Genomic DNA, 23666 nt, shown 5'->3' with positions numbered 1-23666 from the left:
ACACCCCCGATGACGGAATACGGCTACTTCCTGTCCACCGAGGAACACGGCCCCGCCGACCTGGTCGAACAGGCGCGCATGGCCGAGCAGGCCGGCTTCACCTCCCTGTGGATCTCCGACCACTTCCACCCGTGGAACTCCGCCCAGGGGCAGAGCCCCTTCGTCTGGTCGGTGATCGGCGCGCTCTCGCAGGCCACCTCCCTGCCCGTCCGGACGGCCGTCACCTGCCCGATCATGCGCCTGCACCCGGTCGTCACCGCCCAGGCGGCGGCCACGGCCGCCGTCCAGCTCGGAGGGGGCTTCCGGCTCGGCGTGGGCAGCGGCGAAGCGCTCAACGAGCACGTCCTGGGCGGCGCCTGGCCGCAGGCGGCGGTCCGGCTGGAGATGCTGCAGGAGGCCGTCCAGGTGATGCGGCTCCTCTTCGAGGGCGGCGAGGTCAGCCACCACGGCAAGCACTACACCGTGGAGAACGCCCGGCTGTACACCGTGCCGGACGAGCCGGTGCCCATCGACGTCTCGGCCTTCGGGCCGACCGCGACCGAGCTGGCCGGGCGCATCGGCGACGGCTTCATCACCATGGCCCCCGACGCGGAGGCGGTCGACCGCTTCCGGCGCAGCGGAGGCGGAGCCAAGCCCGTGCACGGCGGGCTGAAGGTGTGCTGGGCCACCGACCGCGAGGAGGCCGAGCGCACCGCGCACCGGCTGTGGGCCAGCGAACAGCTCCCCGGTGAGCTGCCCCAGATCCTGCCGACCCCGCGCCACTTCGAACAGGCGAGCGAGCTGGTCCCGGTGGAGCGCGTGGCCGACGCGGTCACCTGCGGGGACGACGTGGACGCGCACCTGGCCGCGGTGCGCGCCTACGCCGACGCCGGCTTCGACACCGTCTTCGTCAACCAGATCGGGCCCGACCAGCGCGGCTTCTTCGACTTCTACCGCAGCAAGGTGCTGCCGCAACTGCCGGACTGAGCGCCCCCGGCGCCCGGCCGGACCGAGGAAAGGGAGCTTCATGACCATGCGGATCGCGTTCCTGGCGGCACCCGAGGGTGTCGAGCAGGTCGAGCTGACCGAGCCCTGGCGGGCCGTGCTGGAGGCCTCCGGCGCGCCGCGGCTGGTGTCCACGAAGGCCGGTCGCATCCAGGCCTACCACCACCTCGACAAGGCGGACACCTTCGCCGTCGACGAGGACGTGGCCACGGCGCGCGCCGGCGACTTCGACGGACTCGTCCTGCCCGGCGGCGTCGCCAACCCCGACTTCCTGCGCATGGACGAGCGGGCCGTCTCCTTCGTCAAGGACTTCTTCGAGGCCGGCAAGCCCGTCGCGGCGATCTGCCACGCCCCCTGGACCCTCATCGAGGCCGGCGTCGTGCGCGGACGCACCCTGACGTCCTGGCCGAGCCTGCGCACCGACATCCGCAACGCGGGCGGCACCTGGGTGGACGAGGAGGCCAAGGTCTGCACCTGCGCCCCCGCCACCCTGATCACCAGCCGCAAGCCGGACGACCTCAAGGCGTTCTGCGCGGCCTTCATGACCGAGTTCCGCAAGGCGTCGGGCGACTGATGCCCGGTCCGGAGGACTACGACGCGGGGCCCTTCGTCCCCGGCGGGGCGGATCTGCGGGGCCTGCGGGACGCCGCGGCCGGCTGCCGGGGCTGCCCGCTGTTCCGCGAGGCCACCCAGACCGTCTTCGGCTCCGGCGACGCCTCCGCCCGGGTGGTGCTCGTCGGCGAGCAGCCGGGCGACCAGGAGGACCGCAAAGGGGAGCCCTTCGTCGGCCCGGCCGGAGGCGTGCTGACCCGGGCGCTCGCGGAAGCCGGCATCGACCCGGCGGAGGCGTACGTCACCAACGCCGTCAAGCACTTCAAGTTCGAGGTGCAGGCGCGCGGCAAGCGCCGCATCCACAAGGCGCCCAACCTGCACGAGATCAGCGCCTGCCGCCCCTGGCTCGCCTCCGAACTGCGCCTGATCGGCCCGGAGGTGGTCGTCGCCCTCGGCGCGACCGCGGGCAAGTCCCTGCTCGGCTCGTCCTTCCGGGTCACGCAGCAGCGCGGCGTCCCCCTGGCGCTGCCGTCACCGGACGGCGGCGGGGAGGGCGAGGGCACACTGGTCGCGACCATCCACCCCTCGGCCGTCCTGCGCGCGGACGCCGCGGCCCGCGCCGACGCCTACGCGGGCCTGGTCTCGGACCTCGGGGTGGCGGCCCGGCTGCTGCGTGACGGGAGCGCGTGAGGGGGCCGGGGCCGGGAAAGCACCCGGCGGGAAGGGCGTTTTCCTGCGCGGGAGCGGCCTTGCGCGACATGCTGAGTGCATGTCCGATCACAGCGAGCGAGTGCCGGGGTACCGGCAGATCAGGATGGCTGCGCCCGACGCCCCGGTCGCCGCCCTGGCGGACGAGGAGGCCTGGCGGGCACGCGAGGCGTACCCCGAGATCCTCGGGGGCGGCGGACCCGTCTTCGGCGTCGTGCGCGAGCGGGAGGAGGGCGGCTGGCAGGTGCTGACCCCCATCGGCGACCGCGCGCCCCAGGACTCCCGCGACACCATGGCCGCCCTCTTCCGCCGGGCCGCCCGCGCCGCGGAGGAGTCCGGCGACGGCGCCGCGGCGCAGGAGTACGGCGCGGCCGCCGAACGGCTGGACTGGGAAGCCGTCGACGAGATGACGGTGCGGGGCAGCCGCCACCGGGTCGTGCGCGCGGAGCAGTTCGTCCGGACCGGCCCCGACGGGCCCGAGCCGCCGCGCCCTTCGGACCCCGACCCGGCCGCGCCCGGCCGGTCCCACGAGGTGCCCGACCCCGTCGAGGGAATGGTCCTCGACACCCTCACGGCCACGGGCCTGTCCGAGGGCATCCTCAAGGCCGAGCTGCTGTCGCTGGTCCAGGGCCCCGGCACCGTGCCCCCCGGCGTGCGGGCCGACTCGCTGCGGGCCGCCGCCACCCACCCGGGCGGCGTGCTGCTCCCCGCCGCGTACATGATCACGGAGTACTCGGGCGGGCAATGGGAGCCCGTGACCACCGGCTGCCCCACGCCCCAGGCGGCGCGCGACGCCCTCGCGATGGACCTGCGGGTCATGGCCCCGGTGCTGCTGCGGCTGGACGAGGCGGAGCGCGAGGAGTACGCCCGGGCGGCGGACCGGCTGGACGCCGAGTGCGGCGCGGAGGCGGAGGCGGCCGGCCGGCGCTTCCGCGTGGTGCGCATCGAGCGCCTGGTGCGCGTCGGACCGGACGGCCCGGAGGGGCCGCGCCCCTCCGACCACGACCCCCAGCCGCCCGTCAAGGTGCACGACCTGCAGCTGCGCGAGCAGGGCCTGATCGGTGACGACGAGGACGACGAGGACTTCGAGCCTTCCGCAGAGGCGAAGGAGATGATGGCGCTCGCCCGCAAGGAGCAGGAGCGCAGGCGCCGGCTCGACGAAGCCGGGCGCGGCGGGGCGCCGCAGGGCCCGGATCCGCAGGACCAGGCCCGTCGTGCCTAAACTGGTGCCGTGCAGAGGGGGGTTGGCAGACGATGAGTGAAGAGAGGGACGGTCCTGACCGGCGCCGGCTGACGGTGGCGCAGAAGCTCGACCACCTGCTCAAGATGCGAGCCGGTCCCAGCGAGAACGGGAAGCCGTCCTACAAGAAGCTGGCGGCGGAGATCGCCGCGCAGTCGGGCGAGACGTTCTCCAGCGTGTATCTGTGGCAGCTGCACCGCGGCGAGCGCACGAATCCGACGCTGCGGCACCTGCGCGCGCTCGCGACCTATTTCGACGTGCCCGTCTCCTACTTCACCGAGGACGACGTGGCCCGGCGGATCATCGACGAGGAGGTGCTGGCCGGCCGCGAGCTGGACCAGGCCATGGCCGATGCCGGGGTGAGCGCGGTCTATCTGCGCGGCGACCTCGCGGCGCTCTCCCCGGAGGGGAAGCGGATGGCCGCCGACATGATCCGCCAGCTCCGCGAGCTGGAGCAGGGCACGAGGCGCGCGTAGCGCCCGCGGCTTCGCCATGCGGTTGAAATGCCCCAACTCTCAAGTTAGGGTCACTTCTTGTGTCGCCATAAGCTACGGTGAACCAACTATTGGTCAGCTTGTTCATATGAGTTAACGTCTTCGACTTCACGGTCCGGCCTCCTGAGACACATCACTACCCACGGCGTCACGGCAGCAAAGACCGGGCCGAGCGCGGGGGACCCGGGGGAGTGGCAATCGGCTCCGGGACGGCCCCGCCGCCTTACGGGGAGGGCACGCGCGTGCACGACATCCTGAAAGCCGCCGGTGACGGCCGGGGCCAGAGCATCCTCATCGAAGGCACGGCCGGCATGGGGCGCACCAGACTCCTGCGCCACGCCATGGACCAGGCCGGCGAGCACGGCCTCCACCTGCTCTCCGCACGGGCCCGCGCCTCCGAGCAGGACGTCGAATACAGCATCGCCCAGCAGCTCATGGCCGGGGCCCGGAGCATCCTGGACGGCACCGACGCGGGCCGGGAGGGCCCCGGCGGCCGGGCGGCAGCCGACCCCTGGGAGACCCACCTGAACTGCCCCGCCCCCTACGCCCCGCACGCCGCGCCCGGCGCCGGCGCGGTCCACCCGCTCGCCCGCCTGCTGTCCGCGGGCACCCCGCTGATGCTGGCCATCGACGACCTCCAGTGGGCCGACACCGCGTCCCTGCGCTGCCTCGGCTATCTGATGGCCCGGCTGGAGAACACCCCGGTCGCCCTCGTCGCCACCGTCGCCCTCGGCGAGACCCCCGGCGACCCGGTGCTGGCGGAGGTGCTCTCCTCGTTCCGCCACCGCGTCCTCTTACGGGACCTCACCACCGAGGACACCGCCCGGATCGCCGCCGCCACCTTCACCGTCCCGGATGCCGCCGACACGGCGCCCGACCCCCGCTTCGTCGCCGCGTGCCGCACCGCCACCGGCGGCAGCCCCTACCTCCTCGAAGCCCTCTTCCGCGTCATGCGCCTGCACGGCCTGCGGCCCGACGCCGACGCCGCCGGCCGCATCGGCGAACTCGCCCCGGTGGAGGTCGCCGACACCCTCCTGCCGCGCTACGACCGCGCCTACCCCGGCGCCGCCGCCGTGCTCCAGGCCACCGCCGTCCTCGACGGCTCCGCCACCACCCCCATGATCGCCCGGTTGCTCGGCCTGGACGCCCTGGACGCGGCCGACGTCGTCGACGCCCTCGTTCGTGCCGGCGCCCTCACCGGGCAGGACACCGTCGTCCGCTTCGCCCGACCGGTCCTGCGCACCGCGGTCCTGGCCCGCATCCCGCCCAGCCGCCGCGACGCCCTGCACGCCCGCGCCGCCCAGCTCCTGCACGAGTCGGGCGCCCCCGCCGAGCGGGTCGCCGCCCAGCTCCTGCGCGTCCGCAGCACCCTCGGCCTGCACTGGACCTGCTCCGTGCTGTGCACGGCCGCCGGAGAGGTGATCCAGCGCGGCGAGCCGGACCGGGCCCGGGCCTACCTCCACCGCGGCCTGGAGGAGTGCGAAGGCCGGTGCCGGGCCAAACTGCTGCGCGCGCTCGGCGAGATCGAGCTCGCCGCCGACCCGGCCGCCGCCGTCGAGCACCTGCGGCGCGCGCTCGCCCTCCAGCCCGACGCCGCCGGGCGCGCCGACATCCGTCTGTGCATCGCCCACGCCCTGCAGCTCCTGGGCCGCCCCGAGGAGGCCGAGCACGTCCTCCTGGAAGGGGTGGCGGAGGCCCGCAGCGCCGAGGAGCCCTCCGCGGCCGTGCTGCGCGCCGAGCGGTGCCTGCTGCGCGAGCTCAACCACGCGGTCGACGCGGCCGTCGAGGCGGACTGCGCCGGAGTGGGGGACCTGCTCCCGCTGGAGGCCGGAGCCACCCCGGGCGAGCGCCACACCCGGCTGAGCCTGGCGGCCCTGCGCTCCTCGCGCCGCGGCGAGGAGCGCGACCGCGCCGTCCACCAGGCCCGGCAGGCGCTGCAGGAGGAGCACACCAGCCTCGACTGGCGCATCGCGACCCGCACCGTGCCGCTGCAGGTGCTCGCCCGCGCCGACGAGCTCGACCTGGCCCTGTCCGAGTGCCAGGCGCTGCTGGACCGCGCCCGGGCCGAGGGCTCGCGCACCCTGCTCACCATCGCCCACAGCATGCGCGCCGAAGTGCGCTACCGCACCGGTGACATACCCGGCTGCCTGGAGGACGCCCGCAGCGCCCTGGAGCCCGCCGGGACCTCGCCCTCCGGGCACTGGAGCCGCACCGGCCAGGCGGTGGCGGCGGTCGTCGCCTCGCTGCTGGAGACCGGCGAGCTGCGCGAGGCCAACCGGGCCCTGAGCGACTTCGCCCTGGACGGCGACGTGCCCGGGGGCGCGGGCTTCGCGGCCCTGCTCTTCCACCGCGGACGGCTCCGCGTGGCCTGCGGCCATCCGCAGGCGGGGCTCGCCGACCTGCTGGAGTGCGGCCGCCGGCTGGCCGCCGCCGGCCAGCTCAACCCCGCCGTGCTCTCCTGGCGTTCCGAGGCGGCCCTGGTCCACGCCGCGCTCGGTGAGCGCGACGCCGCGCTCGTCCTGGTCGACGAGGAGCTCGCCCGCGCCCGCCAGTGGGGCGGCCGGCGGGCGACCGGCCGGGCCCTGCGGGCGAGCGGGCTGCTGGCCAAGGGCCTGGGCGGCGAGGAGGCGCTGCGGGAGGCCGTCGAGGTCCTGGAGGAGTCCTCCGCCCGGCTGGACCTGGCGCGGGTGCTCACCGACCTCGGCATCCTGATGCGCAAGTCCAGCCGGCTCGGCGAGGCGCGCGAGCACCTGCGGCGCGCGCAGTCGCTGGCCGAGCAGTGCGGGGCGGCCGTGCTGGCCCAGACGGCCCGTCAGGAGCTGCTGGTGGCCGGGGCCCGGCCGCGGCGGCCGACCGAGGTGGGCATCGACGCCCTCACTCCGACCGAGCGCCGCGTCGCGCTCATGGCGGTCGCCAAGTTCACCAACCGCGAGATCGCCGGGAAGCTCTTCGTCACCCAGCGCACCGTCGAGCTGCACCTGAGCCGCGTCTACCGCAAGCTGGCGGTGACGGGCCGCTCCGGCCTGGCGGACTATTTCGCGGAGCTGCAGGACGGTGGCCCGGCAGGGTCCGAGCGCTCCGCGGAGCGGGTCTGGCCGGAGGTCCGCAGCGGTGCCCGTGACCGGGCGGCCGTCTGAGGCGGCCGGCGCCGCGCGCCGCCGGCCGGGTGCGGTACCTCACGCGCCGCGCCGGCCGGCGAAGTCCAGCCGCTCCTCGACCGCGATGCCGTACCAGCTCAGCTGCCGCACCTTGTCGGGGTTGCTGGTCAGCAGCCTGACCCGGCCGACCCCGAGGGCCCGCAGCATCTGGGCGGCCGCGTGGTAGTCGCGGGCGTCGTCCGCCAGGCGCAGGCCGTGGCCGGTTCCGGCGCCGCCGGGGCCGCGGTCCTGGACGCTGTACGCGTCGAGCTTGTCGTAGAGGCTGAGGTCCGCGCCGCCCGTGCTCTCCTGGCGCAGGTAGATCAGGATGCCGCCGTCGGCGGCCACCCGCTGCAGCGACTCGTCCAGCTGCGGCCCGCAGTCGCACCGGCCCGAGCCGAGGACGTCGCCGGTCAGGCACTCCGAGTGGACGCGGACCAGCGGGACGCCCGGGTCACGGCTGTAGGACACCGCGATGTGCTCCAGGCCGTCGGAGAGCCCGTCGAAGGTGATGACGTGCGCGGTCTGCCAGGAGCCGTCGGCCAGGTGGAGCGGGATCTCGACGCGGGAGCGGATGCGGGCCCCGCCCCGGCGGGGGTCCGCCGGGGACGGGGACGGGCCCCACGTCTCGCCGTTCAGCACATCGCAGTTCAGCACTTCGGGCACGGCTGCCTCCCACGGAGATGCACAACCGGCGCGTCGTTCGCCCCGGGTCACTCCAGCATCACGGCCGGGGTGGTGGTGCACAGCACGGACCGGCCCGGTACAGCGACCGAAGCTTTTCCGCGCCGCGCACCGAACCGGGTGCCCGCGGGGGCGGGAATCAGGCGGTGCGCTCCGATTCCTGCAGCGGTGCGGCGGCCGCGGGCGCCTCCTCCTCCCCGGGCTGCCCGCCGTTGCCCGCGAACTTGCGGACCGCGGTGCGCAGTCCCGCGGCGATGCCGAGGAAGGCGCACACCGCGGCGATGACGTAGATGATGCCGAGCCCGCGGCTGTCGTTCCAGTCGTGCGAGGAGCCGTAGGCGGTGATGGCCGTGCCGAGGCCGGTCATCACGGCCACGGACAGCGTCTCGCACAGCTGCAGGCTGGAACTGGCCGAGCCCTCCTTGCCCTTGGGGGCCAGCGACAGGACGATCGTGGTGACGGCGGGGTAGACGAAGCCCATGCCGAGACCGGCGACGGCCCAGCCGACGATCGCGAGCGGGACGCTCTTGAGGCCGGTGCCGACGGCCAGGGCGATCAGGGCGTCACCGGCCACGAGGAGGACGAAGCCGAGGACGACGCGGGCGTGCCGGCCCTTGCCGCCGCTGCGGGTGTCCAGCTTGGCCTGCAGCCAGGCGCCGCTGACCCAGGTGAGGGCGCCCGCGGACAGCGCGAGGCCGGAGCCGAGCGTGTTGAGGCCGAGGACGCGGGTCATGCTGAGCGGGAAGAAGGACTCGCCTCCGTAGTAGGCGGCGCTGACCAGACCGCGCACGACCATGCCGGCGGGCATGCCGCGGCGGACGGTGAGCGTGCCCGCGGGGAGCAGCTTGTTCAGCACGGGCAGGGTGATCGCGATGCCGACCACGACCAGCGGCACCAGCACGGCGATGTTGCGGTTCTCCAGGCCGGCGAGCAGTGCGCCGACGCCGAGCACCAGCAGCACCGTCAGCGGCAGCCGGTTCTCGCCCGGCGTGCCGTCGCCGGTGGGCTTGAGCTTGCGCATCGCCGGCAGGGTGAGCAGCGCGGCGACGGGCACCAGGGGGACGAGGATCAGGAAGACCACGCGCCAGTTGGTGGCGCCCGCGATCGCGCCCGCGATGGCCGGGCCGAGCAGGGCGGGCAGCGTCCAGGCCGAGGCCACGAGCGCGAGCATCCGGGCGCGCAGGGCGTCGGGGTAGGCGAGGCCGACGATCAGGTAGGCCAGGGCCAGCACGCCGCCGACGCCCAGGCCCTGGAGGATGCGGCCCGCCAGCAGGATCCACCAGTTGGTGGCCACCGCGGCGACCACGCAGCCGATGACGAAGACGATGAAGGCCTGCACGTAGGGGCGGGTGGGCCCGGCCTTGTCGGCGCCCTGTCCGGCGGCGATGGTGCCGAAGAGGTTGGCGAGCATGAAGGCGGTGAAGGCCCAGCCGAAGAGGTGGACCCCGTCCAGGTCCTCGGCGGCCTCGGGCAGGACGGTCGCGACACCCAGCCAGAGGAAGGCCACCAGGGTGACGGACGTGATCAGCCCTAAGGACAGCGCGCGGTACTGCGGCGAGAGGACGCCGCCCTCGGCGGGGTCGGCGGCGGGCGCCTCGGTCTTGTCGGTCATCGGACCTCCGAACCAGCGGTACATAGGCAATTTGCTATTTAGGAGATCCACTATATAGGCGCTGTTTGATAGCCTGTCAAACGTGAGAGACACTGCGGAGGACAAGACGGACGTCGCCATGCTCCGGGCGCTCGGCCACCCCGTGCGGCTCGGCATCATGCGCGCGCTGGCGGCCGAACCCGAGACGTGCGCCTGTGACTTCACCGAGCTCTTCGAGGTCACCCAGCCCACCATCAGCCAGCACCTGAAGGTGCTGCGCGAGGCCGGCCTCGTGGTCACCCGCCGCCGCGGCACCCAGATCTGCTATTCGGTCCGCCCCGACGGGCTCGACCGGCTCCACCAGCTCCTGGCGGCCATCCAGCCGCCCCGGCTGGCCGCCGCCGGCTGACCGTACCGCCCCGCCCCGGTGCCCGCACGGTCACCGGGGCCCACGGCGCGCCGTCAGCGGACCGCCTCGAACATGACGATGGGCGGGTTGGCCAGGAACCCCTCCCAGTACGCGGCCCCGAAGCGCTCGACCGCCGCCTCCGGCACGTGCAGCGGCACCCACGACAGCTTCGTGAACCCCGCCGCCGCGAACGCCGCCTCGTACACCTCCGGCCGGATCAGGCACGTCTCGAAGGTGATCGGCGGCTCCAGCGCCGCGGTGACGCGGATCCGGGTGCCGAAGCCCGAGGTCTCCAGGGCGTCGAAGACGAAGCCGTACGGGTCGGGCCGCGGCCCCTCGAAGGAGAAGTGCGGGTTCTGCGTGACCCCGACGAACCGCCCGCCCCGCGGCAGCCGTTCGAAGGCGCCGCGGCACATGGCCGCGAGCGTCGCCTCCTCCCGCGCGTAGTTCAGCAGGTAGGCCGCGGTCACCAGGTCGAAGCGGCCGAGGTCCGGCAGGTCCGCGGCGTCCGCGGCCACGTAGCGGGTGCCCAGCGGCGCCCGCTCCTCGACCGCCCGCGCGGCCGCGACCATCTCCTCGGAGACGTCCGCGCCCACCACACGCCGCGCGCCCAGCATCTTCGCCTGGCGGGTGTAGAAGCCGTCGCCGCACGCCAGGTCGAGGACGTCCAGCCCGCTCACGTCGCCGAGCAGGGCCAGGAAGCTCGCGCGCTCGGGGTGGACCGTGGGCAGCGACCGCGCGTCCTCCCAGCGGGCTCCGATCACGTCGTACTGCGCAGCGGTGCGCTCTTGGGTCATGAGGGGTCTCCTCCGGTGGGCGGGGCCCCGGCCGCGACCGGCTCGGGGAGGGCGGTGGCGTCGTCCGCGGCCGTCAGCCCCGCCACGTCCTCCGGGCGCAGCGGAATGCGCGGCAGGGCCAGGCCGGTGGCGTCGCGCACGGCGGCCGCCACGGCGGCGGGGCTGGAGATGTTCGGCGGCTCGCCCACGCCGCGCACGCCGTAGGGGGCGTGCGGGTCGGCCAGTTCGAGCACGTCCACGTGCATCGGCGGCACGTCGTGGACGGTCGGGATCAGGTAGTCGGTGAACGAGGGGTTCTGCATCAGGCCGCCCTCGACGCGGATCTCCTCCATCAGCGCGAGCCCCAGGCCCTGCACCGTGCCGCCGTGGATCTGGCCCAGCAGAGCCTGCGGGTTGACGGCCTTGCCGACGTCCTGCGCGGTGGCGATCTCGACCGTCCGCACGAGGCCGAGCTCGACGTCCACGTCCACCACCGCCCGGTGCGCGGCGAAGGCGAACTGGAAGACCGAGTCGCCCTGCCCCGTACGCGGGTCCAGGGGGAACGTCGGCCGGTGGTGCCACTCCACGGTCTCCTCGACGGCCTCGTCGCCCAGCACGTCGGCCAGCTTGCACAGCACCTCCCCGCCGGCTCCGGTCACCGCTTCGCCCGACAGGCCCGTGGCGGCTCCGGGCCGTCCCAGCAGCCGCTCCGCGTGCTCCAGGACGCGGGCCCGCACCGCCTCGGCGGCCGCCTTGACCGCACCGCCGGTGACATAGGTCTGGCGGGAGGACGAGGAGGGGCCGGCCGAGCCGAAGGCGCTGTCCCCGAACTCCACCGCCACCTGCTCGACGCCCAGTTCGGTGCGGGCGATCTGGGCCTGGACGGTCACCACGCCCTGGCCGACCTCGGCCGCCGCGCTGGTGACCACCGCCCGCACCTGCCCGCCGCCGGCCTCCAGCCGCACCCGGGCGGTGGAGTAGTCGTCGAAGCCCTCCACGAAGCCGACGTTCTTGAAGCCGACGGCGTAGCCCACGCCGCGCACGACCGACTCGCCCCGCGAGGTGGTGCCGGCCAGGTGGCCGCCCTCGGGCAGCGACGGCCCGGGCATCGGCCGCTCCCGCACCCGGCGCAGGAGCTCGGCGACCGGCGCCGGGTGGTCCAGGACCTGGCCGTTGGCCACCGCCGAGCCCTCGGCGACCGCGTTGCGGATCCGCAGCTCCACCGGGTCCATGCCGAGCTTGCGGGCGAGCCGGTCCATCTGCGACTCGTAGCCGAAGCAGGCCTGCACGGCACCGAAGCCCCGCATCGCCCCGCACGGCGGGTTGTTGGTGTAGACGACGCGCACGTCCACCTCGGCGTCCGGCACCTCGTACGGGCCCAGCGAGCAGGTGGCGACGGTGCCGGCCACGGCGGGGGAGCTGGAGGAGTACGCGCCGCCGTCGAGGACGATCGACGCCTTGACGTAGACGAGCCTGCCGTCGCGCGTGGCGCCGTGCTCGTAGGCCATCTTCGCCGGGTGGCGGTGGACGTGGCCGACGAAGGACTCGCCGCGGGTGTAGCACATCTTCACCGGGCGGCCGGTGCGCAGCGCCAGCAGGCAGGCGTGCGCGTGCATCGACAGGTCCTCGCGCGCGCCGAACGCCCCGCCCACGCCCGCCAGGTACAGCCGCACCTTCTCGCGCGGCAGGCCGAGCGCCGCCACGACCTGGTCGTGGTCCACGTGCAGCCACTGCGTGGCGACGTGCAGGGACACACCGCCGTCCGGGTCGGGCACGGCCAGGCCGGACTCGGGCCCGAGGAACGCCTGGTCCTGCATGCCGACCTCGTAGACGCCGCGCACCACGACGTCGGCGGTGAGCGGCTCGCCGCGCGCGGCGCGGCCGCGGCGCAGGGGGACGTGCCGCAGCAGGTTGCCGCCCGCGTGCACGGCGGGGGAGTCCGCGGCCAGGGCCGCCTCGGCGTCGGTGACCGGCGGCAGCACCGCGTAGGCGACGTCCACCAGCTCCGCGGCGCGGCGGGCCGTCTCCGGGTCCTCGGCGGCCACGACGGCGACCGGCTCGCCCTCGTAGCGCACGGTGTCCACGGCGAGCACCGGCTGGTCGACGACCATCGAGCCGTGCAGGTTGCGCCCGGGCACGTCGCGGTGGGTCAGCACCGCGTGGACGCCCGGCAGCGCCAGCGCGGCGGAGGTGTCGACGGCGAGGATGCGGGCGCGCGGGTGGGGGCTGCGCAGCGTCGTGCCCCACAGCATGCCCTCCGCCTCCAGGTCGGAGGAGTAGGCGAAGGCGCCGCGGACCTTCAGCGGGCCGTCGGGGCGGGGTGCGCTGTCCCCGACCGTCCCGGGGGCGCGGCGGGGATGCGGGGCGTACGGGGTCACGGGCGCGACTCCAGGGCTCGCGTGCGGGCGGCGGCCAGCCGGACGGCTTCGAGGATGTGCCGGTAGCCGGTGCAGCGGCAGAGATTGCCCGCGAGGGCGTCCTTGATCTCCGCCTCGCCCGGGTCGGGGCAGCGGCGCAGCAGGTCCTCGGTGGCCTTGAGCATGCCGGGCGTGCAGAAGCCGCACTGCACGGCGCCGCAGGCGAGGAAGGCCTCCTGCACCGGGTGCGGCCCGTCCTCGCCGGCCAGGCCCTCGACCGTGCCCACGCTCCGGCCGTGGGCCTGGGGCGCGGGCACCAGGCACGCGCACACCAGCACCCCGTCCAGGTGGACCGAGCACGAGCCGCACTGGCCCTGCTCGCAGGCGTTCTTCGCGCCGTGCAGGCCGAGGCGCTGCCGCAGCACGTACAGCAGGCTCTCCGTCCCGGCCACGCCCTCGACGTCGCGCTGCTCGCCGTTCACCGTGAAGGTCAGGCGCATGACTCCTCTTCCGTCCGCCGGCGCGTGCGGTGCTCGTCCCACGCCCGGCCCAGGGTCCGGCGCGCCAGCACCGCCACCGCGTGCCGGCGGTAGGCCGACGAGCCGCGCACGTCGTCGGCGGGTGCCGTGGCCGCCGCGGCCAGCTCGCCGAAGCGCACGAGCACGCCGCCGGGCAGCGGTCCCCTCGTTTCCCACAACCGGCGCTCGGTGAGCTCGCCGGCGACGAACCGCTCGGCCTCCAGGGCCGGCAGGGGCACCGGCGCGGCCGAGCCGATGCCGGTGCCCACCCACGCGCGGGAGGGCCACAGCGCCACCGCGAACGAACAGGTCGCCATCACCACGGCGCCGCGCCGCGCGGCCTTGGCGTAGGTCTGCGGGCCCTCCGCCTCGCGCACCCGCACCGCGCGGATCAGCTCGTCCGGTGCGCGGACGGTGCGGCCCGGGCCGGTGTAGAAGTCCCGCACCGGCACCCGGCGGGCGCCGCGCACGGAGATCAGCTCCACCTCCGCGCCGCACGCCAGCAGCACGGGGTGGACGTCGCCGGTGGGGGAGGCGGTGCCCAGGGCGCCGCCCACCGTGCCGCGGTTGCGGATCTGGCGCGAGCCCACCGTGCGGGCCGCCGCCGCGAGGCCGGGCAGCGGCGCGGCCAGTTCCTCCGCGATCCGCGTGTACGGCACCGCCGCGCCCAGCCGCACTTCGCCCGCCGTCCGCTCCCAGCGGGCCAGGGGGGCGATCCGGGTGAGGTCGACGGCGGCCGGAGGGCGTTCGCGGCCCGTGCCGAGCCGCACCATCACATCGGTGCCGCCCGCCACGGGAACCGTGCCCGGGCGGGCGGCCAGGGCCGTAAGCACCTCGTCCAGGCGCTCGGGGAGCAGGAAGTCCATGGTGCGGGGGGTCCTGGTCCGCGTGCTCACCCGCGGCTGTCCCCGGCGCCCTTGACGCAGCGGAAGAGCACCCACGGCGGGTTGGCCGTGAAGTCGTCCCAGTACTCCGGGCCGAACTCCAGGACGCCGTCGGCGGACAGCTGCACCGGGCTCCAGGCGCAGTCGCGGAACCCGGCGGCCGTGAACGCCTCCTCGTACACCCGCCGGGCGGGCAGGTAGGCGCTGAAACTGACCGGCGGCTGCGAGTGGGCCGTGACCCGGATCCGGCCGTCGTGCGCCGGGTCCGCCTCCCGCTCGAAGGAGAAGCCGTACTTGTGCGGCTGCGGCCGGGTGAAGTCGTACTCCGGGCGCGCGACCAGGGCCCGCAGCTCGCCGCCCTCGCGCAGGTTGCGCGCGCAGGACCGGGCCATGAGCGCCATCGTCTCCGGCGAGTCGGCGTAGTTGAACAGGTACGCCGCCAGCAGCACGTCGAAGTCGCCCAGCCGCGGCAGCTCGGTGCCGTCGCCGACCGCGTACTCGACACCCAGCGGCTCCCGCTCCTCCGCCGCTCGGCCGACCTCGACCATCTTGGAGGAGATGTCCACGCCCAGGACGCGCCGCGCGCCCAGCCGCCGGGCGTACCGGCTGTAGACGCCCGTGCCGCAGGCGAGGTCGAGGACGCTGCGGCCCCGCACGTCGGCCAGCAGGCCCAGCACGCTGGGCCGCTCCACGAACCGGGTCGCCGGGAGCAGCTTGGCGAGCTCGTAGTCCCCGCCGATCCGGTCGTACTGCAGATCGTCGTGGGCGGCGTGCGCTGCGGGGCCGTCGGCGGCGTCGGTCATGGGGCGCGTCTCCTTCGTCCGGACGTTCAGGACTCCACGATTCCGTTCGCCGCGCGGCACATGGATCACGGAGCACCCCGTAACACGCCCCGGAGCATTTGGGTGCCGGTACCGAGACAACAGCCCGGGCCGGGCCAGACTGGCGCCGTACCCACGCGGCCGGGAGAGAGGCGGTGCCCATGGAAACCCGGGTCACGGAGATCGCGCCGGACGTCTACCGGCTGTCGACCTACATCAAGGAAGCGGACTTCACGTTCAACCAGTTCCTCGTCGATGCCGAGGAGCCGCTGCTGTTCCACTGCGGGATGCGGGCGCTCTTCCCGCTCGTGTCGCAGGCCGTGGCCCGGGTCACGCCGGTCGCGAACCTGCGCTGGATCACCTTCGGGCACGTCGAGGCCGACGAGTGCGGCTCGCTCAACTCCTGGCTCGCCGCCGCCCCGCGGGCCCGCGCGGCGCACGGGGCCATGGGCTGCCTGGTGTCCGTGAACGACCTGGCCGACCGCCCGCCGGTGCCGCTGCGCGACGGCGAGGTGATCGACCTCGGCGGGAAGCGGGTCCGGCGCCTGGAGACCCCGCACGTGCCGCACGGCTGGGACGCCGGGCTCCTCTTCGAGGAGACCACGCGCACCCTGCTCTGCGGCGACCTCTTCACCAGGATCGGCGACGCGCCCGCCCTCACGGAGCAGGAGATCGTGGGCCCGGCGGTCGCCGCCGAGGACGTCTTCGGGGCGACCTGCCTGACGGCCGCCACCGCCCCGGCCATGCGCCGGCTCGCCGAGCTGGAGCCGGTCACGCTGGGCCTGATGCACGGCCCCGCCTACAACGGCGACTGCCCGCAGGCGCTGCGGGACCTGGCCGGGGCCTACGACGAGCGGTTCACCGCCTCGGTGGAGCGCGAAGGGGGCCTGCGCTGAGGTCCCGCGGGCACGTCAGCGGCGCTCGCCCGTACGCCGCGCGGGGCAGGAGAGGTCGGTGCGCGGCAGCGTGCCCCGGGTCAGCCAGGCCGTCGCCGCGCCGCCCGCGCACGGCTCGGCCGTGAACCCGTAGACGCCGTGCCCTCCCCGGGCGGCGTCGACCATGACCGCGCGCCTGCCCAGGGCCTTCCGTACGGCCCGCGCCCCCGCGTACGGAGTGGCGGGATCACGGCGGTTCTGCAGCATGAGGATGTTGCGCGGGCCCCGGTCGCCGATGCGCCCGGCAGGCTCCGCCGGGCGGTACGGCCAGAAGGCGCACGGCCAGATGTTCCCGGTCATGGCCCCGGCGACGGGATAGCGCCACGCGTCGTGCTGCTGCGCCCGGCGGTAGGTCTCCACCGAGCGAGGCCACGGGGTGTCCTGGCACAGGACGGCCAGCATGGTCGGCAGGACCATCTGCTGCACCCGCGGCTCCAGGGGGACGGCCGCCTGCAGCGGGGCCAGGGCGTGCTCCGCCCCGGCCTCGCCGGGCGCCTGCGGTGCGCGGGCCAGGTAGCGCCACACGTCCGCCAGCTGCGGGAAGAAGGCGTCCGCGAACAGGGCCTGCAGGGTGATCTGGCGCAGGACGTTGTCGTCCACCGTGTAGTGGCCGACGTCCCTGGGACGGGCGGCGGTCTCCGTGAGCAGCCGGGCGTACGTCTCGGAGACCTCGTCGGCCGTCGCGCCCAGGTGGTAGACGGCGTCCCGCTCGGCGACGTACGCGGTGAGGTCCGGGAAGCGCTGCTGGCTTCCCGGACCGAAGGCGCGCAGGGCCTTCCACCAGCCCGCCCGGGCGTCGGGCGCACTGTCCAGGACCACCCGGTCGGTGCGGCCGGGGAAGGCCGCGGCGTACACGGCGCCGAGGTGGGCGCCGTAGGAGACGCCGTAGTACGAGATGCGCTGCTCGCCCAGCGCGCGCCGGATGCGGTCCATGTCCCGGGCGGCGTTGGCCGTGTGCATCGTCGGCAGCAGGTCACCGGCGTGCCGGGCGCAGGACCGCGCGATGCTGCGGTGCAGTTCGGCGGTGGCGGCGAACGGCTTGTCGGGGAGGGGCATGGACACGGGCGCGTGGCGCAGCTGCGCGGCGCTCAGCCGGCAGGAGACCGGGGTGCTGGTGAACAGGCCGCGCGTGTCGAAGCCGATGAGGTCGTAGGCCGCCCGCACGGACGCGGGCACGTGCGCCGCGAACCACAGCGGCATCGGCGTGCCCGGGCCGCCGGGGCCGCCCGGGTTGAGCAGGAGGACCCCGCGCCGGGGCCCGGGGCCGGTGGCCGCGAGCCGGGAGACGCCGAGCGTAATGCTGCGGCCGGCCGGTTGGGCGTAGTCCAGCGGCACCCGGACCGTGGAGCACTGCAGACCGCTGCCGGCGGGCGCCGCGACCTGGGCCGGGCACGGCCCCCAGCGCAGGCGGTGCGGTGCGGGCGCGGCCGGGCGGCCACCGGCCAGCAGCACCACGGCGACCGTGACTCCCGCGGCCCAGCGGCACGCCCGGCGACATCTCACGAAGGCCCCTCTCCACTGGATCTGACGGGGAGTTATGTCCGGTTGGTGCCTGCTTCAAACGGATCGGAGCGCCGGGTGGATCCGGTCGGCGTACCGCAACGCCCGCCCCGGCCGGCCGGCGGCGGTCCGCCTCCCCTTCCGCCGGGGACCCGGGGAGAGGCGGCGGGCCGCCGCCGTCATGCGCAGGACTCCGTCGCCTTGTGCTGCGGGTGCAGGCCGGACGGCGACGGCGGCCGCTGATCGCCCGTCACCAGGCGCAGGGCGCGGCGGTCGGAGATCGACAGCTTCCGGTAGACCCGGCTCAGGTGCATCTCCACCGTGCGCCGGGTCACGTACAGCCGCCCGGCTATCTCCTTGTTGGTGAGCCCCTCCGCCGCGAGCAGCGCGGTCCGGCGCTCGGCCGGGGTGAGCGAGGCGGGGCCGATCTCGGTGTCGCGGCGCGGGCGCGCCCCGGCCTCGACCATGTCCTGCCGCAGCTCCTGCACCAGGACGTGCGCCGCGCACTTCTCCGCCAGCGCGGCCGCGGCCCGCAGGTGCTCCCGGGCCTGGCGGGCTCTGCGGGTGCGCATCAGCTCGCGCCCCAGGTCGCGCAGCGCCCGCGCCTCGTCGAGCGCCGCACCCGCCTCCCGCAGCAGCTGCACGGCCTCGGTGAGCAGCGCCGCCCGCTCCTCGCCGGGCGCCAGCAGCCCCGCCGCGCGCAGGGCGACACCCACCGCGTGGGGCGCGCCGAAGGCCCGCGCGAGGGCCAGCTCCTCGCCGACGAGCTGCCGGGCCGCCTCCTCGTCGCCCAGCCGGGCGTGGGCCAGGGCCGCCTCGGAACGCCAGGGCCACAGCGCCGGGTTGGTCCAGCCGCGGTGCAGCAGCAGCCGCCCGCACTCCTCCAGGTCCGCCAGCCCCGGCCCGACCCGCCCCAGGGCGACCTGCAGCCGCCCGCGGTGGAAGAGCAGGCCCGGCAGCGTCACCGCCGGCACCGTGCCTTCCAGGCCGGGTTCCAGCAGGACCCGCTGCGCCTGGTCCAGCTCTCCGGACTCGTGCAGGGCGCTGCCCAGCCAGCCGCGGGCCATGGCGGAGCCCAGCCACTCGTGCCCGGCCGGCTCCGGGCCCCGCTCCAGCACCTCCTGCGCCGCGTCCAGGCACTCCGTCAGCCGGCCCGCGCGGTAGGCGCATTCGGCGAGGACGGCCCGGGCCAGCGCCGCCACGGTGCGCGAGCCCTCCGTGGTCGCCGCGCTCAGCAGGGCCGTGCCGTTCTCCAGGGCCTCCTCCTCGGCGCCCGAACGGGCCAGGACGAGGACGAGGCCCAGGCGCATCAGCGCGTGGTCGTTGACGGTGGCGGCCGGCTCGCCGAGCGCCAGGCGGGCCTGCTGGAGCGCCTCGGCCCGCTGCGTGCCGCTCCACTGGGCGCTCGCGGCGGCCAGCGCGGCCTCGGCCCGGCGCACCCACGGGCTCCGGGCGACCTCGCTGAGCTGCGCGGGGGAGGACGAGGAGGCCGGCGCGTGGTGCGTCCCGCGGCCTTCGAGGAGCTCGAGCAGGCCGCGCACGGCCCGGAAGCCCGCCCGCAGCTCCTTGGGGGCGCCCGCGCGGTCCAGCTCGGCCGCCTCCTGTTCCACGATCCGCAGCGCCTCGGCCACGTCGCCGGTCATGGCGGCGGCCTGGGCCAGGTCGAGCAGGGCCATGGCGCGGTGCCCGGTGTCGCCCCGGATCAGGTCCACCGTGCGGCGCAGGCGGGCGACCGCGGGCTCGGGGCCGTCGGCCAGCTCGATGTGGCCGAGCCGGCGCAGCAGCCCCGGCTCCTCCTCCGGCCCGCACTCGGCGAGGCCGCGCTCCAGGCAGACCCGGGCCTCGGCGAGCGCGCCGCCCGCGAGGGCCGCGTCGGCCGCGTCCACGAGCAGCCGCAGCGCCCAGCGCTCGCCCACGGGGGCGCCGGGCAGCAGGTGCGCGGTGATGCGCTCGCGCGGAGCGCTGCCCGCGTAGAGGGCCTTGGCGGCCTCGGCGTGCAGGCGCGCCCGCTCGCTGGGCGGCATCCGGGCCCGGAAGGAGGCCATGACCAGCGGCTGGGCGAAGCCGATGCCGTCCCGGCCCTCCGTCAGGATGCCCCGGCGCACCAGCCGGTAGAGCGCGTCGGCCGCCTCGGCGGAGCCGATGCCGACGAGCCGGGAGACCAGCGGGCCGCTCGCCCCGGGCGCGACGATCGACACCGCGTCGAGCACGGCGCCGACCTCGGGGGAGCAGCCGCCGACCCGGGTCAGCAGGGTCTCGGCGACCTCCACCGGCCCCAGCCCGGCCACGCGGTCGGCGGTGAGCTCCGCGGGCGCGAGGCCCGTGCGGCGCAGTTCGCGCAGCAGTGCCTGGAGCAGCAGCGGATTGCCGCCGGTGGCCGTGCGGCAGGCGCGGGTGAGGTCCTCGCCCGCGGGCTCGCCCAGGAAGGAGGACAGCAGATAGCCGACGCTGTCGGCGTTGAGGCCCTGCAGCACCACACGGCGGTGGAAGAAGGAGGCGACGCCGGCCGCGGACTCCGCGCCCCGGTGGCCCGCCGCTTCCTCCGTCAGGTCGGGGCGGTCCGTGCCGAGCGTGGCCAGCAGGACGACGGGCAGGCCCTCCAGACGGGCCGTCAGGTAGCCGAGCCAGCGCAGCGACGGGGCGTCCGTCCACTGCAGGTCGTCGAGCGCGACGAGCAAGGGGGCTTCGGCCGCGGCGGCCGTGATCCGCCGGTGCACGGCGGCGGCCTCCTCGGCCCCGCCGGCGCCGGCCGTCCCGCGCGCCTCCCCGGCTTCCCCGGCTGCGCCCGGCGGGCCGGGAAGCTGGTCGAGGATCTGGTGCAGGACGCCGTGGGCGCGGTCGCGCTCACCGGGTCTGGCGCGCGCCGAGACCGTGCCGAAGCCCCTGCTCCGGGCGGTCCTCAGCGCGGTGCGCACCAGGTGCGACTTGCCGGCGCCGATACCGCCCTCCAGCAGCAGGCTGGCCCCCATGCCGGCCTCCGCGGCGGACAAGGCCCCGTCCAGGGCCGTCATTTCGCTGTCGCGGCTGAGCAACAGTCTCTCCCTCCCCTCGTACCTGCCGGGCCGTCACGGCGCCCGGCCTCCGCTGCCCCGCGCGTCAGAAGCCGTCGAACACCCCGTGGTTGTGGCGCCCGCGCCAGGCCTCGGTGGCGACGCCCTTGAGCACGACCTCGACCACGTCCTCCGCGAGTGTCGCGGTGACCGGCAGGTGCCCGAAGAGCACCCGGTAGTAGGTGGTGGAGGCCAGCATGTCGAGCAGCAGGTCGATGTCGGCGTCGGGGCGGAGGTCCCCGCGCCGGATGCCGCGGCGCAGCGCCTCGGCGGTGGAGGCCCGTCGCGTGTGGAAGAAGCGCTCCAGGAACAGGCTCTCCAGCTCGGGGTGGTCGGCCAGGTCGGCCACGAGGGCGGGCAGCACGCGCCGCCCCAGCGTGGTGCCGAAGGCCTGGCTGAGCGTGCCGATGCCGGCGATCAGGTCGCAGTGGGTGCAGCCGGTGTCGGGGGTCGGGGTGGCACCCACCGTGGTGACCAGCGCGTCCACGACGAGGTGCTGGCGGGACTGCCAGCGCCGGCGCAGGGCCGGCTTGCTCGTCCCCGCCCGGGCGGCCACCGCTTCGAGCGTCAGGTTCCCGTAGCCCGACTCGTTGAGGATCTCCATCACCGCGGCGGGCACGGCTGCGTCGATACGGCCGTCCCGTGGCCTGCCTGTGCGCTGCTGACCGCCTTCGCGCGACTCGCGCGCTTCGGCCACCGCGCCGTTCGGGGTGTTCACCATGCGGCCAGTATAGGTAAGCTGCAATTGGTTCCGTCCCGGAACGTAACGAAACGTTGTGCTGGAGGTCGTCGTGTCGCAGGAGGTGAACCAGGTGGTGGAGGGGTCCGGCGACCCGCTCGCGCCGCCCGGCGCGGACGGCCCCCCGCCGCCGGCGAAGGCGGGCGCGGGTCCCGCGGAGAGCGTGTTCTTTGGAGCCCGCCGGGCGCTGACCCTCGGCGTCGTCCTGTCCGTGAGCATGGTCGCGTTCGAATCCCTGGGCGTGGCCACGGTCCTGCCCGGCATCGCGGACGACCTGCACGGGCTCGGCGCCTACGGCTGGGGGCTGTCGGCCCTGATGCTCGCCAACATCGTCGGCACGGTGGTCGCCGGACGCGCGGCCGACCGGAGCGGTCCCGCGCGCTCCATGGCCGTCGGCGTGCTGGTCTTCGCCCTGGGCTGCGCGGTGGCGGGCGCGGCGGTCTCCTGGCCGCTGTTCCTGCTCGGCCGCGCGCTCCAGGGCCTGGGCGTCGGGGCTGTCATGAGCATGGTCTACACGGTGATCGGGCTCGCCTACCCCGAACACCTCAGGGCCCGCATGTTCGCCCTGCTCTCCTCCGCCTGGACCGTCCCCTCGCTCATCGGCCCCGTCGTCGCGGGCACCCTCGCCGGCCTCACCGGCTGGCGCGGCGTCTTCCTGCTCATGCTGCCGCTGATCGCCGTCGCCGCCGCCCTCACCCTGCCCCGCCTGCGCCGCCTCGACCGCCCCGCCGCGGCCCCCGCCGCCGGCTCCGCCGGACCCTGGTGGCGCGGCCCCCTCGCCGCGAGCGTCCTCCTCACCGCGGGCACCGCGCTCTTCCTCCAGGCGCTGCTCCTGAAGAACCTGCTCCTGCTGATCCCGCTCGCCCTCGTGGGCCTGGCCGTCGCCGTGCCCGCCCTGCGCCGGGTGACGCCCGCCGGCACCCTCGGCCTGCGCGCCGGGCTCGGCGCCGGCATCGGCATCCGCTTCCTGCTGTGCGGCGTCTACTTCGGCAGCGAGGCCTTCCTCCCGCTGGGCCTGCAGGAACTGCGCGGCGTGAACGCCTCCCTGGCCGGCCTCGGCCTGTCCGCCGGCGCCATCACCTGGGTGGCCGGCTCCGCCTGGCAGGCCCGCCGCGACGGCCGGGCGCAGGGCCGCACCGGCAGCGTCACCCTCGGCTTCGCCGTCCTGCTCGCCGGCCTCGCCGTCATGGCCTGCGCCGTCCTCGCCGAGGCCGTGCCCCCACTGCTCGCCGTCGCGGGCTGGGCCCTCGGCGGCGTCGGCATGGGCATCGCCTTCAACGCCGCCACCACCGACACCCTCGAACAGGCCCCCGCCGCACGGCAAGGGCTCGTCAGCGGCTCCCTGCAGCTCGCCCAGACCCTCGCCACGGCCCTCGTCTCCGGCATCGGCGGCGCCGCCGTCGCCATGGCCCACCGGCACGGCGCGACCACCCGGGCCGGGCTCGCCCTCACCTTCGCCCTCACCGCGGCGCTCGCCCTGGCGGGCGTCCTGCTCTCCCGGCGCCTGCGCCCCGCCCCGGCCGCCTGACGGCCGGCCCCCGCACCTCACCCCGCACTTCCGGGGGCCCTTCCGCCGGGGCGCCCGCTCCCGAGGCCTGCACACCCCAAGGCCCCCAGACATCAAGGTAAGGAGTCCGACCGTGGAGAACGTACTGCTGCTGGGGCTGAGCGCCCCGGCCGACGACGACCCCTACGGCGACCCGCTGCTGCGCGCACTCTCGGCCCCCGGTGCCTCCGGCACCCGGCTCGTCGTCAGCACGGCGCCGTCCGTACTGGCCCGGGCGGGCAGCGAGATCATCGCCCCCTCGCACCCCGTCGCCGACGCCCTGCGCCAGATGGCCTCGCTCGCCGACGGCATCGTCATCACCACCCCCGAGACGGACGACGCCCCGCCCACCTCCCTGCGCACGCTCCTCAACTGGCTGACGTGGCCCGTCGAAGGCTCCCCGCTCATCGGCAAGCCCGTCGCGGTCATCACCACCTCCACCGCCCCCGCGGCCGAGCCCGAGCCGTACTGCGAGACCGAGCGCATGCTCTTCTCCGCGGGCGCCACGATCATCGGCCCGCGCACCGTCGTCCCCCGCGTCGACCGCGCCCTGCGCGAGGAGGCCGACGGACAGGTCTCCTTCGGCGACCCCGGCGCGGCCGTGCGGCTGCTGTTCCACATCCACCGCACCGCCGCGGCGGCGCGTGAGCACTCCGGGCTGCCGCCCGCGGACGACTTCCGGCCGTGGCTGCTCTGACCGCGCACGCGCGAAGGCCCCGGCGGCGGGTGATCGCCGTCGGG

General features: G+C 75.6%; 20 protein-coding genes. 10 read left to right on the top strand and 10 right to left on the bottom strand.

Annotated elements, in window-relative coordinates:
- Positions 1 to 9: 9 nt before the first annotated feature.
- The 6 genes from ACSNOG_RS00315 to ACSNOG_RS00290 all read left to right on the top strand — a co-directional run bounded on the left by ACSNOG_RS00315 (position 10) and on the right by ACSNOG_RS00290 (position 7115).
- The gene (locus tag ACSNOG_RS00315) at positions 10 to 966 is read left to right on the top strand and encodes a TIGR03557 family F420-dependent LLM class oxidoreductase (RefSeq protein ID WP_436750431.1); all 957 of its coding nucleotides are present in this window, start codon (positions 10 to 12) and stop codon (positions 964 to 966) included.
- A gap of 46 nt (positions 967 to 1012) precedes the next feature.
- Positions 1013 to 1558, top strand: coding sequence for a type 1 glutamine amidotransferase domain-containing protein (locus ACSNOG_RS00310; protein WP_436750481.1), 546 nt, complete (start codon positions 1013 to 1015; stop codon positions 1556 to 1558).
- Positions 1558 to 2226: a UdgX family uracil-DNA binding protein gene (locus ACSNOG_RS00305; protein ID WP_436750430.1), complete on the top strand. Its 669-nt coding sequence runs from the start codon at positions 1558 to 1560 to the stop codon at positions 2224 to 2226. Before ACSNOG_RS00310 ends, ACSNOG_RS00305 begins: the two co-directional genes overlap by 1 nt.
- Positions 2227 to 2305: 79 nt before the next feature.
- Positions 2306 to 3466, top strand: coding sequence for a DUF5954 family protein (locus ACSNOG_RS00300; protein WP_436750429.1), 1161 nt, complete (start codon positions 2306 to 2308; stop codon positions 3464 to 3466).
- A gap of 32 nt (positions 3467 to 3498) precedes the next feature.
- Positions 3499 to 3960: an XRE family transcriptional regulator gene (locus ACSNOG_RS00295; RefSeq protein WP_436750428.1), complete on the top strand. Its 462-nt coding sequence runs from the start codon at positions 3499 to 3501 to the stop codon at positions 3958 to 3960.
- A gap of 260 nt (positions 3961 to 4220) precedes the next feature.
- Positions 4221 to 7115 carry a helix-turn-helix transcriptional regulator gene (locus ACSNOG_RS00290; RefSeq protein WP_436750427.1) on the top strand — a complete coding sequence of 965 codons (2895 nt, stop codon included), beginning with the start codon at positions 4221 to 4223 and terminating at the stop codon, positions 7113 to 7115.
- Positions 7116 to 7154: 39 nt separating this feature from the next.
- On the opposite strand, the gene ribA is transcribed toward ACSNOG_RS00290, so the two are convergent.
- Together ribA and ACSNOG_RS00280 are read right to left on the bottom strand one after the other, a co-directional pair.
- Entirely contained in the window at positions 7155 to 7781 is a 627-nt protein-coding gene (gene ribA / locus ACSNOG_RS00285; RefSeq protein ID WP_436750426.1) for a GTP cyclohydrolase II RibA, read from the bottom strand.
- Positions 7782 to 7938: 157 nt separating this feature from the next.
- Positions 7939 to 9411: an MFS transporter gene (locus tag ACSNOG_RS00280; RefSeq protein ID WP_436750425.1), complete on the bottom strand. Its 1473-nt coding sequence runs from the start codon at positions 9409 to 9411 to the stop codon at positions 7939 to 7941.
- 82 nt (positions 9412 to 9493) lie between these two features.
- Between ACSNOG_RS00280 and ACSNOG_RS00275 the strand changes: the two genes are divergently transcribed.
- Entirely contained in the window at positions 9494 to 9799 is a 306-nt protein-coding gene (locus ACSNOG_RS00275; protein ID WP_436750424.1) for an ArsR/SmtB family transcription factor, read from the top strand.
- Between the two features lie 53 nt (positions 9800 to 9852).
- Here the strand turns inward: ACSNOG_RS00275 and ACSNOG_RS00270 are convergent, their stop codons facing one another.
- Genes ACSNOG_RS00270 through ACSNOG_RS00250 form a run of 5 tightly spaced genes read right to left on the bottom strand, consistent with a single transcriptional unit; the run spans position 9853 to position 15137 of the window.
- The gene (locus tag ACSNOG_RS00270) at positions 9853 to 10596 is read right to left on the bottom strand and encodes a class I SAM-dependent methyltransferase (protein WP_436750423.1); all 744 of its coding nucleotides are present in this window, start codon (positions 10594 to 10596) and stop codon (positions 9853 to 9855) included.
- Positions 10593 to 12953 (bottom strand): xanthine dehydrogenase family protein molybdopterin-binding subunit, encoded by a 2361-nt coding sequence (locus tag ACSNOG_RS00265; protein WP_436750422.1) that lies wholly within the window; start codon positions 12951 to 12953, stop codon positions 10593 to 10595. Before ACSNOG_RS00265 ends, ACSNOG_RS00270 begins: the two co-directional genes overlap by 4 nt.
- Complete coding sequence (locus ACSNOG_RS00260; RefSeq protein ID WP_436750421.1) at positions 12950 to 13432, bottom strand: (2Fe-2S)-binding protein; 483 nt, start codon at positions 13430 to 13432, stop codon at positions 12950 to 12952. Before ACSNOG_RS00260 ends, ACSNOG_RS00265 begins: the two co-directional genes overlap by 4 nt.
- Positions 13423 to 14316: an FAD binding domain-containing protein gene (locus ACSNOG_RS00255; protein WP_436750420.1), complete on the bottom strand. Its 894-nt coding sequence runs from the start codon at positions 14314 to 14316 to the stop codon at positions 13423 to 13425. Before ACSNOG_RS00255 ends, ACSNOG_RS00260 begins: the two co-directional genes overlap by 10 nt.
- A 26-nt stretch (positions 14317 to 14342) precedes the next feature.
- Positions 14343 to 15137 (bottom strand): class I SAM-dependent methyltransferase, encoded by a 795-nt coding sequence (locus ACSNOG_RS00250; protein WP_436750419.1) that lies wholly within the window; start codon positions 15135 to 15137, stop codon positions 14343 to 14345.
- Between the two features lie 179 nt (positions 15138 to 15316).
- On the opposite strand from ACSNOG_RS00250, the gene ACSNOG_RS00245 reads away from it, so the two are divergent.
- Positions 15317 to 16051, top strand: a complete 735-nt coding sequence (locus ACSNOG_RS00245; RefSeq protein WP_436750418.1) for an MBL fold metallo-hydrolase — start codon at positions 15317 to 15319, stop codon at positions 16049 to 16051.
- Positions 16052 to 16066: 15 nt separating this feature from the next.
- Here ACSNOG_RS00245 and ACSNOG_RS00240 read toward each other — a convergent pair whose 3' ends face one another.
- The 3 genes from ACSNOG_RS00240 to ACSNOG_RS00230 all read right to left on the bottom strand — a co-directional run bounded on the left by ACSNOG_RS00240 (position 16067) and on the right by ACSNOG_RS00230 (position 21361).
- A complete protein-coding gene (locus tag ACSNOG_RS00240) occupies positions 16067 to 17593 on the bottom strand; it encodes an alpha/beta hydrolase (RefSeq protein WP_436750417.1) in 1527 nt (508 codons plus the stop codon).
- Between the two features lie 176 nt (positions 17594 to 17769).
- Positions 17770 to 20622 (bottom strand): helix-turn-helix transcriptional regulator, encoded by a 2853-nt coding sequence (locus ACSNOG_RS00235; protein ID WP_436750416.1) that lies wholly within the window; start codon positions 20620 to 20622, stop codon positions 17770 to 17772.
- 64 nt (positions 20623 to 20686) lie between these two features.
- Positions 20687 to 21361, bottom strand: a complete 675-nt coding sequence (locus ACSNOG_RS00230; protein WP_436750415.1) for a TetR/AcrR family transcriptional regulator — start codon at positions 21359 to 21361, stop codon at positions 20687 to 20689.
- Positions 21362 to 21431: 70 nt separating this feature from the next.
- Here ACSNOG_RS00230 and ACSNOG_RS00225 point away from each other — a divergent pair, with 70 nt between their 5' ends.
- On the top strand, positions 21432 to 22907 hold the full coding sequence (locus tag ACSNOG_RS00225) for an MFS transporter (protein WP_436750414.1): 1476 nt from the start codon (positions 21432 to 21434) through the stop codon (positions 22905 to 22907).
- A gap of 112 nt (positions 22908 to 23019) precedes the next feature.
- The gene (locus ACSNOG_RS00220; protein WP_436750413.1) at positions 23020 to 23622 is read left to right on the top strand and encodes an NAD(P)H-dependent oxidoreductase; all 603 of its coding nucleotides are present in this window, start codon (positions 23020 to 23022) and stop codon (positions 23620 to 23622) included.
- The last annotated feature ends 44 nt before the right edge of the window (positions 23623 to 23666 follow it).

This window comes from Streptomyces sp. URMC 124, from assembly GCF_051386455.1.
Taxonomy (GTDB): Bacteria; Actinomycetota; Actinomycetes; order Streptomycetales; family Streptomycetaceae; genus Streptomyces.
The sequence above is the reverse complement of the archived record's forward strand: the minus strand, read 5'-3'. Positions and strand labels throughout refer to the sequence as shown.

What these genes read in the sequence shown, in the direction of transcription:
- ACSNOG_RS00315 (WP_436750431.1), top strand. Translation starts at nt 10, where the DNA reads ATGACGGAATACGGCTACTTCCTGTCCACCGAGGAACACGGCCCCGCC.
- ACSNOG_RS00310 (WP_436750481.1), top strand. Translation starts at nt 1,013, where the DNA reads ATGCGGATCGCGTTCCTGGCGGCACCCGAGGGTGTCGAGCAGGTCGAG.
- ACSNOG_RS00305 (WP_436750430.1), top strand. Translation starts at nt 1,558, where the DNA reads ATGCCCGGTCCGGAGGACTACGACGCGGGGCCCTTCGTCCCCGGCGGG.
- ACSNOG_RS00300 (WP_436750429.1), top strand. Translation starts at nt 2,306, where the DNA reads ATGTCCGATCACAGCGAGCGAGTGCCGGGGTACCGGCAGATCAGGATG.
- ACSNOG_RS00295 (WP_436750428.1), top strand. Translation starts at nt 3,499, where the DNA reads ATGAGTGAAGAGAGGGACGGTCCTGACCGGCGCCGGCTGACGGTGGCG.
- ACSNOG_RS00280 (WP_436750425.1), bottom strand. Translation starts at nt 9,411, where the DNA reads ATGACCGACAAGACCGAGGCGCCCGCCGCCGACCCCGCCGAGGGCGGC.
- ACSNOG_RS00270 (WP_436750423.1), bottom strand. Translation starts at nt 10,596, where the DNA reads ATGACCCAAGAGCGCACCGCTGCGCAGTACGACGTGATCGGAGCCCGC.
- ACSNOG_RS00260 (WP_436750421.1), bottom strand. Translation starts at nt 13,432, where the DNA reads ATGCGCCTGACCTTCACGGTGAACGGCGAGCAGCGCGACGTCGAGGGC.
- ACSNOG_RS00255 (WP_436750420.1), bottom strand. Translation starts at nt 14,316, where the DNA reads ATGGACTTCCTGCTCCCCGAGCGCCTGGACGAGGTGCTTACGGCCCTG.
- ACSNOG_RS00250 (WP_436750419.1), bottom strand. Translation starts at nt 15,137, where the DNA reads ATGACCGACGCCGCCGACGGCCCCGCAGCGCACGCCGCCCACGACGAT.
- ACSNOG_RS00245 (WP_436750418.1), top strand. Translation starts at nt 15,317, where the DNA reads ATGGAAACCCGGGTCACGGAGATCGCGCCGGACGTCTACCGGCTGTCG.
- ACSNOG_RS00230 (WP_436750415.1), bottom strand. Translation starts at nt 21,361, where the DNA reads ATGGTGAACACCCCGAACGGCGCGGTGGCCGAAGCGCGCGAGTCGCGC.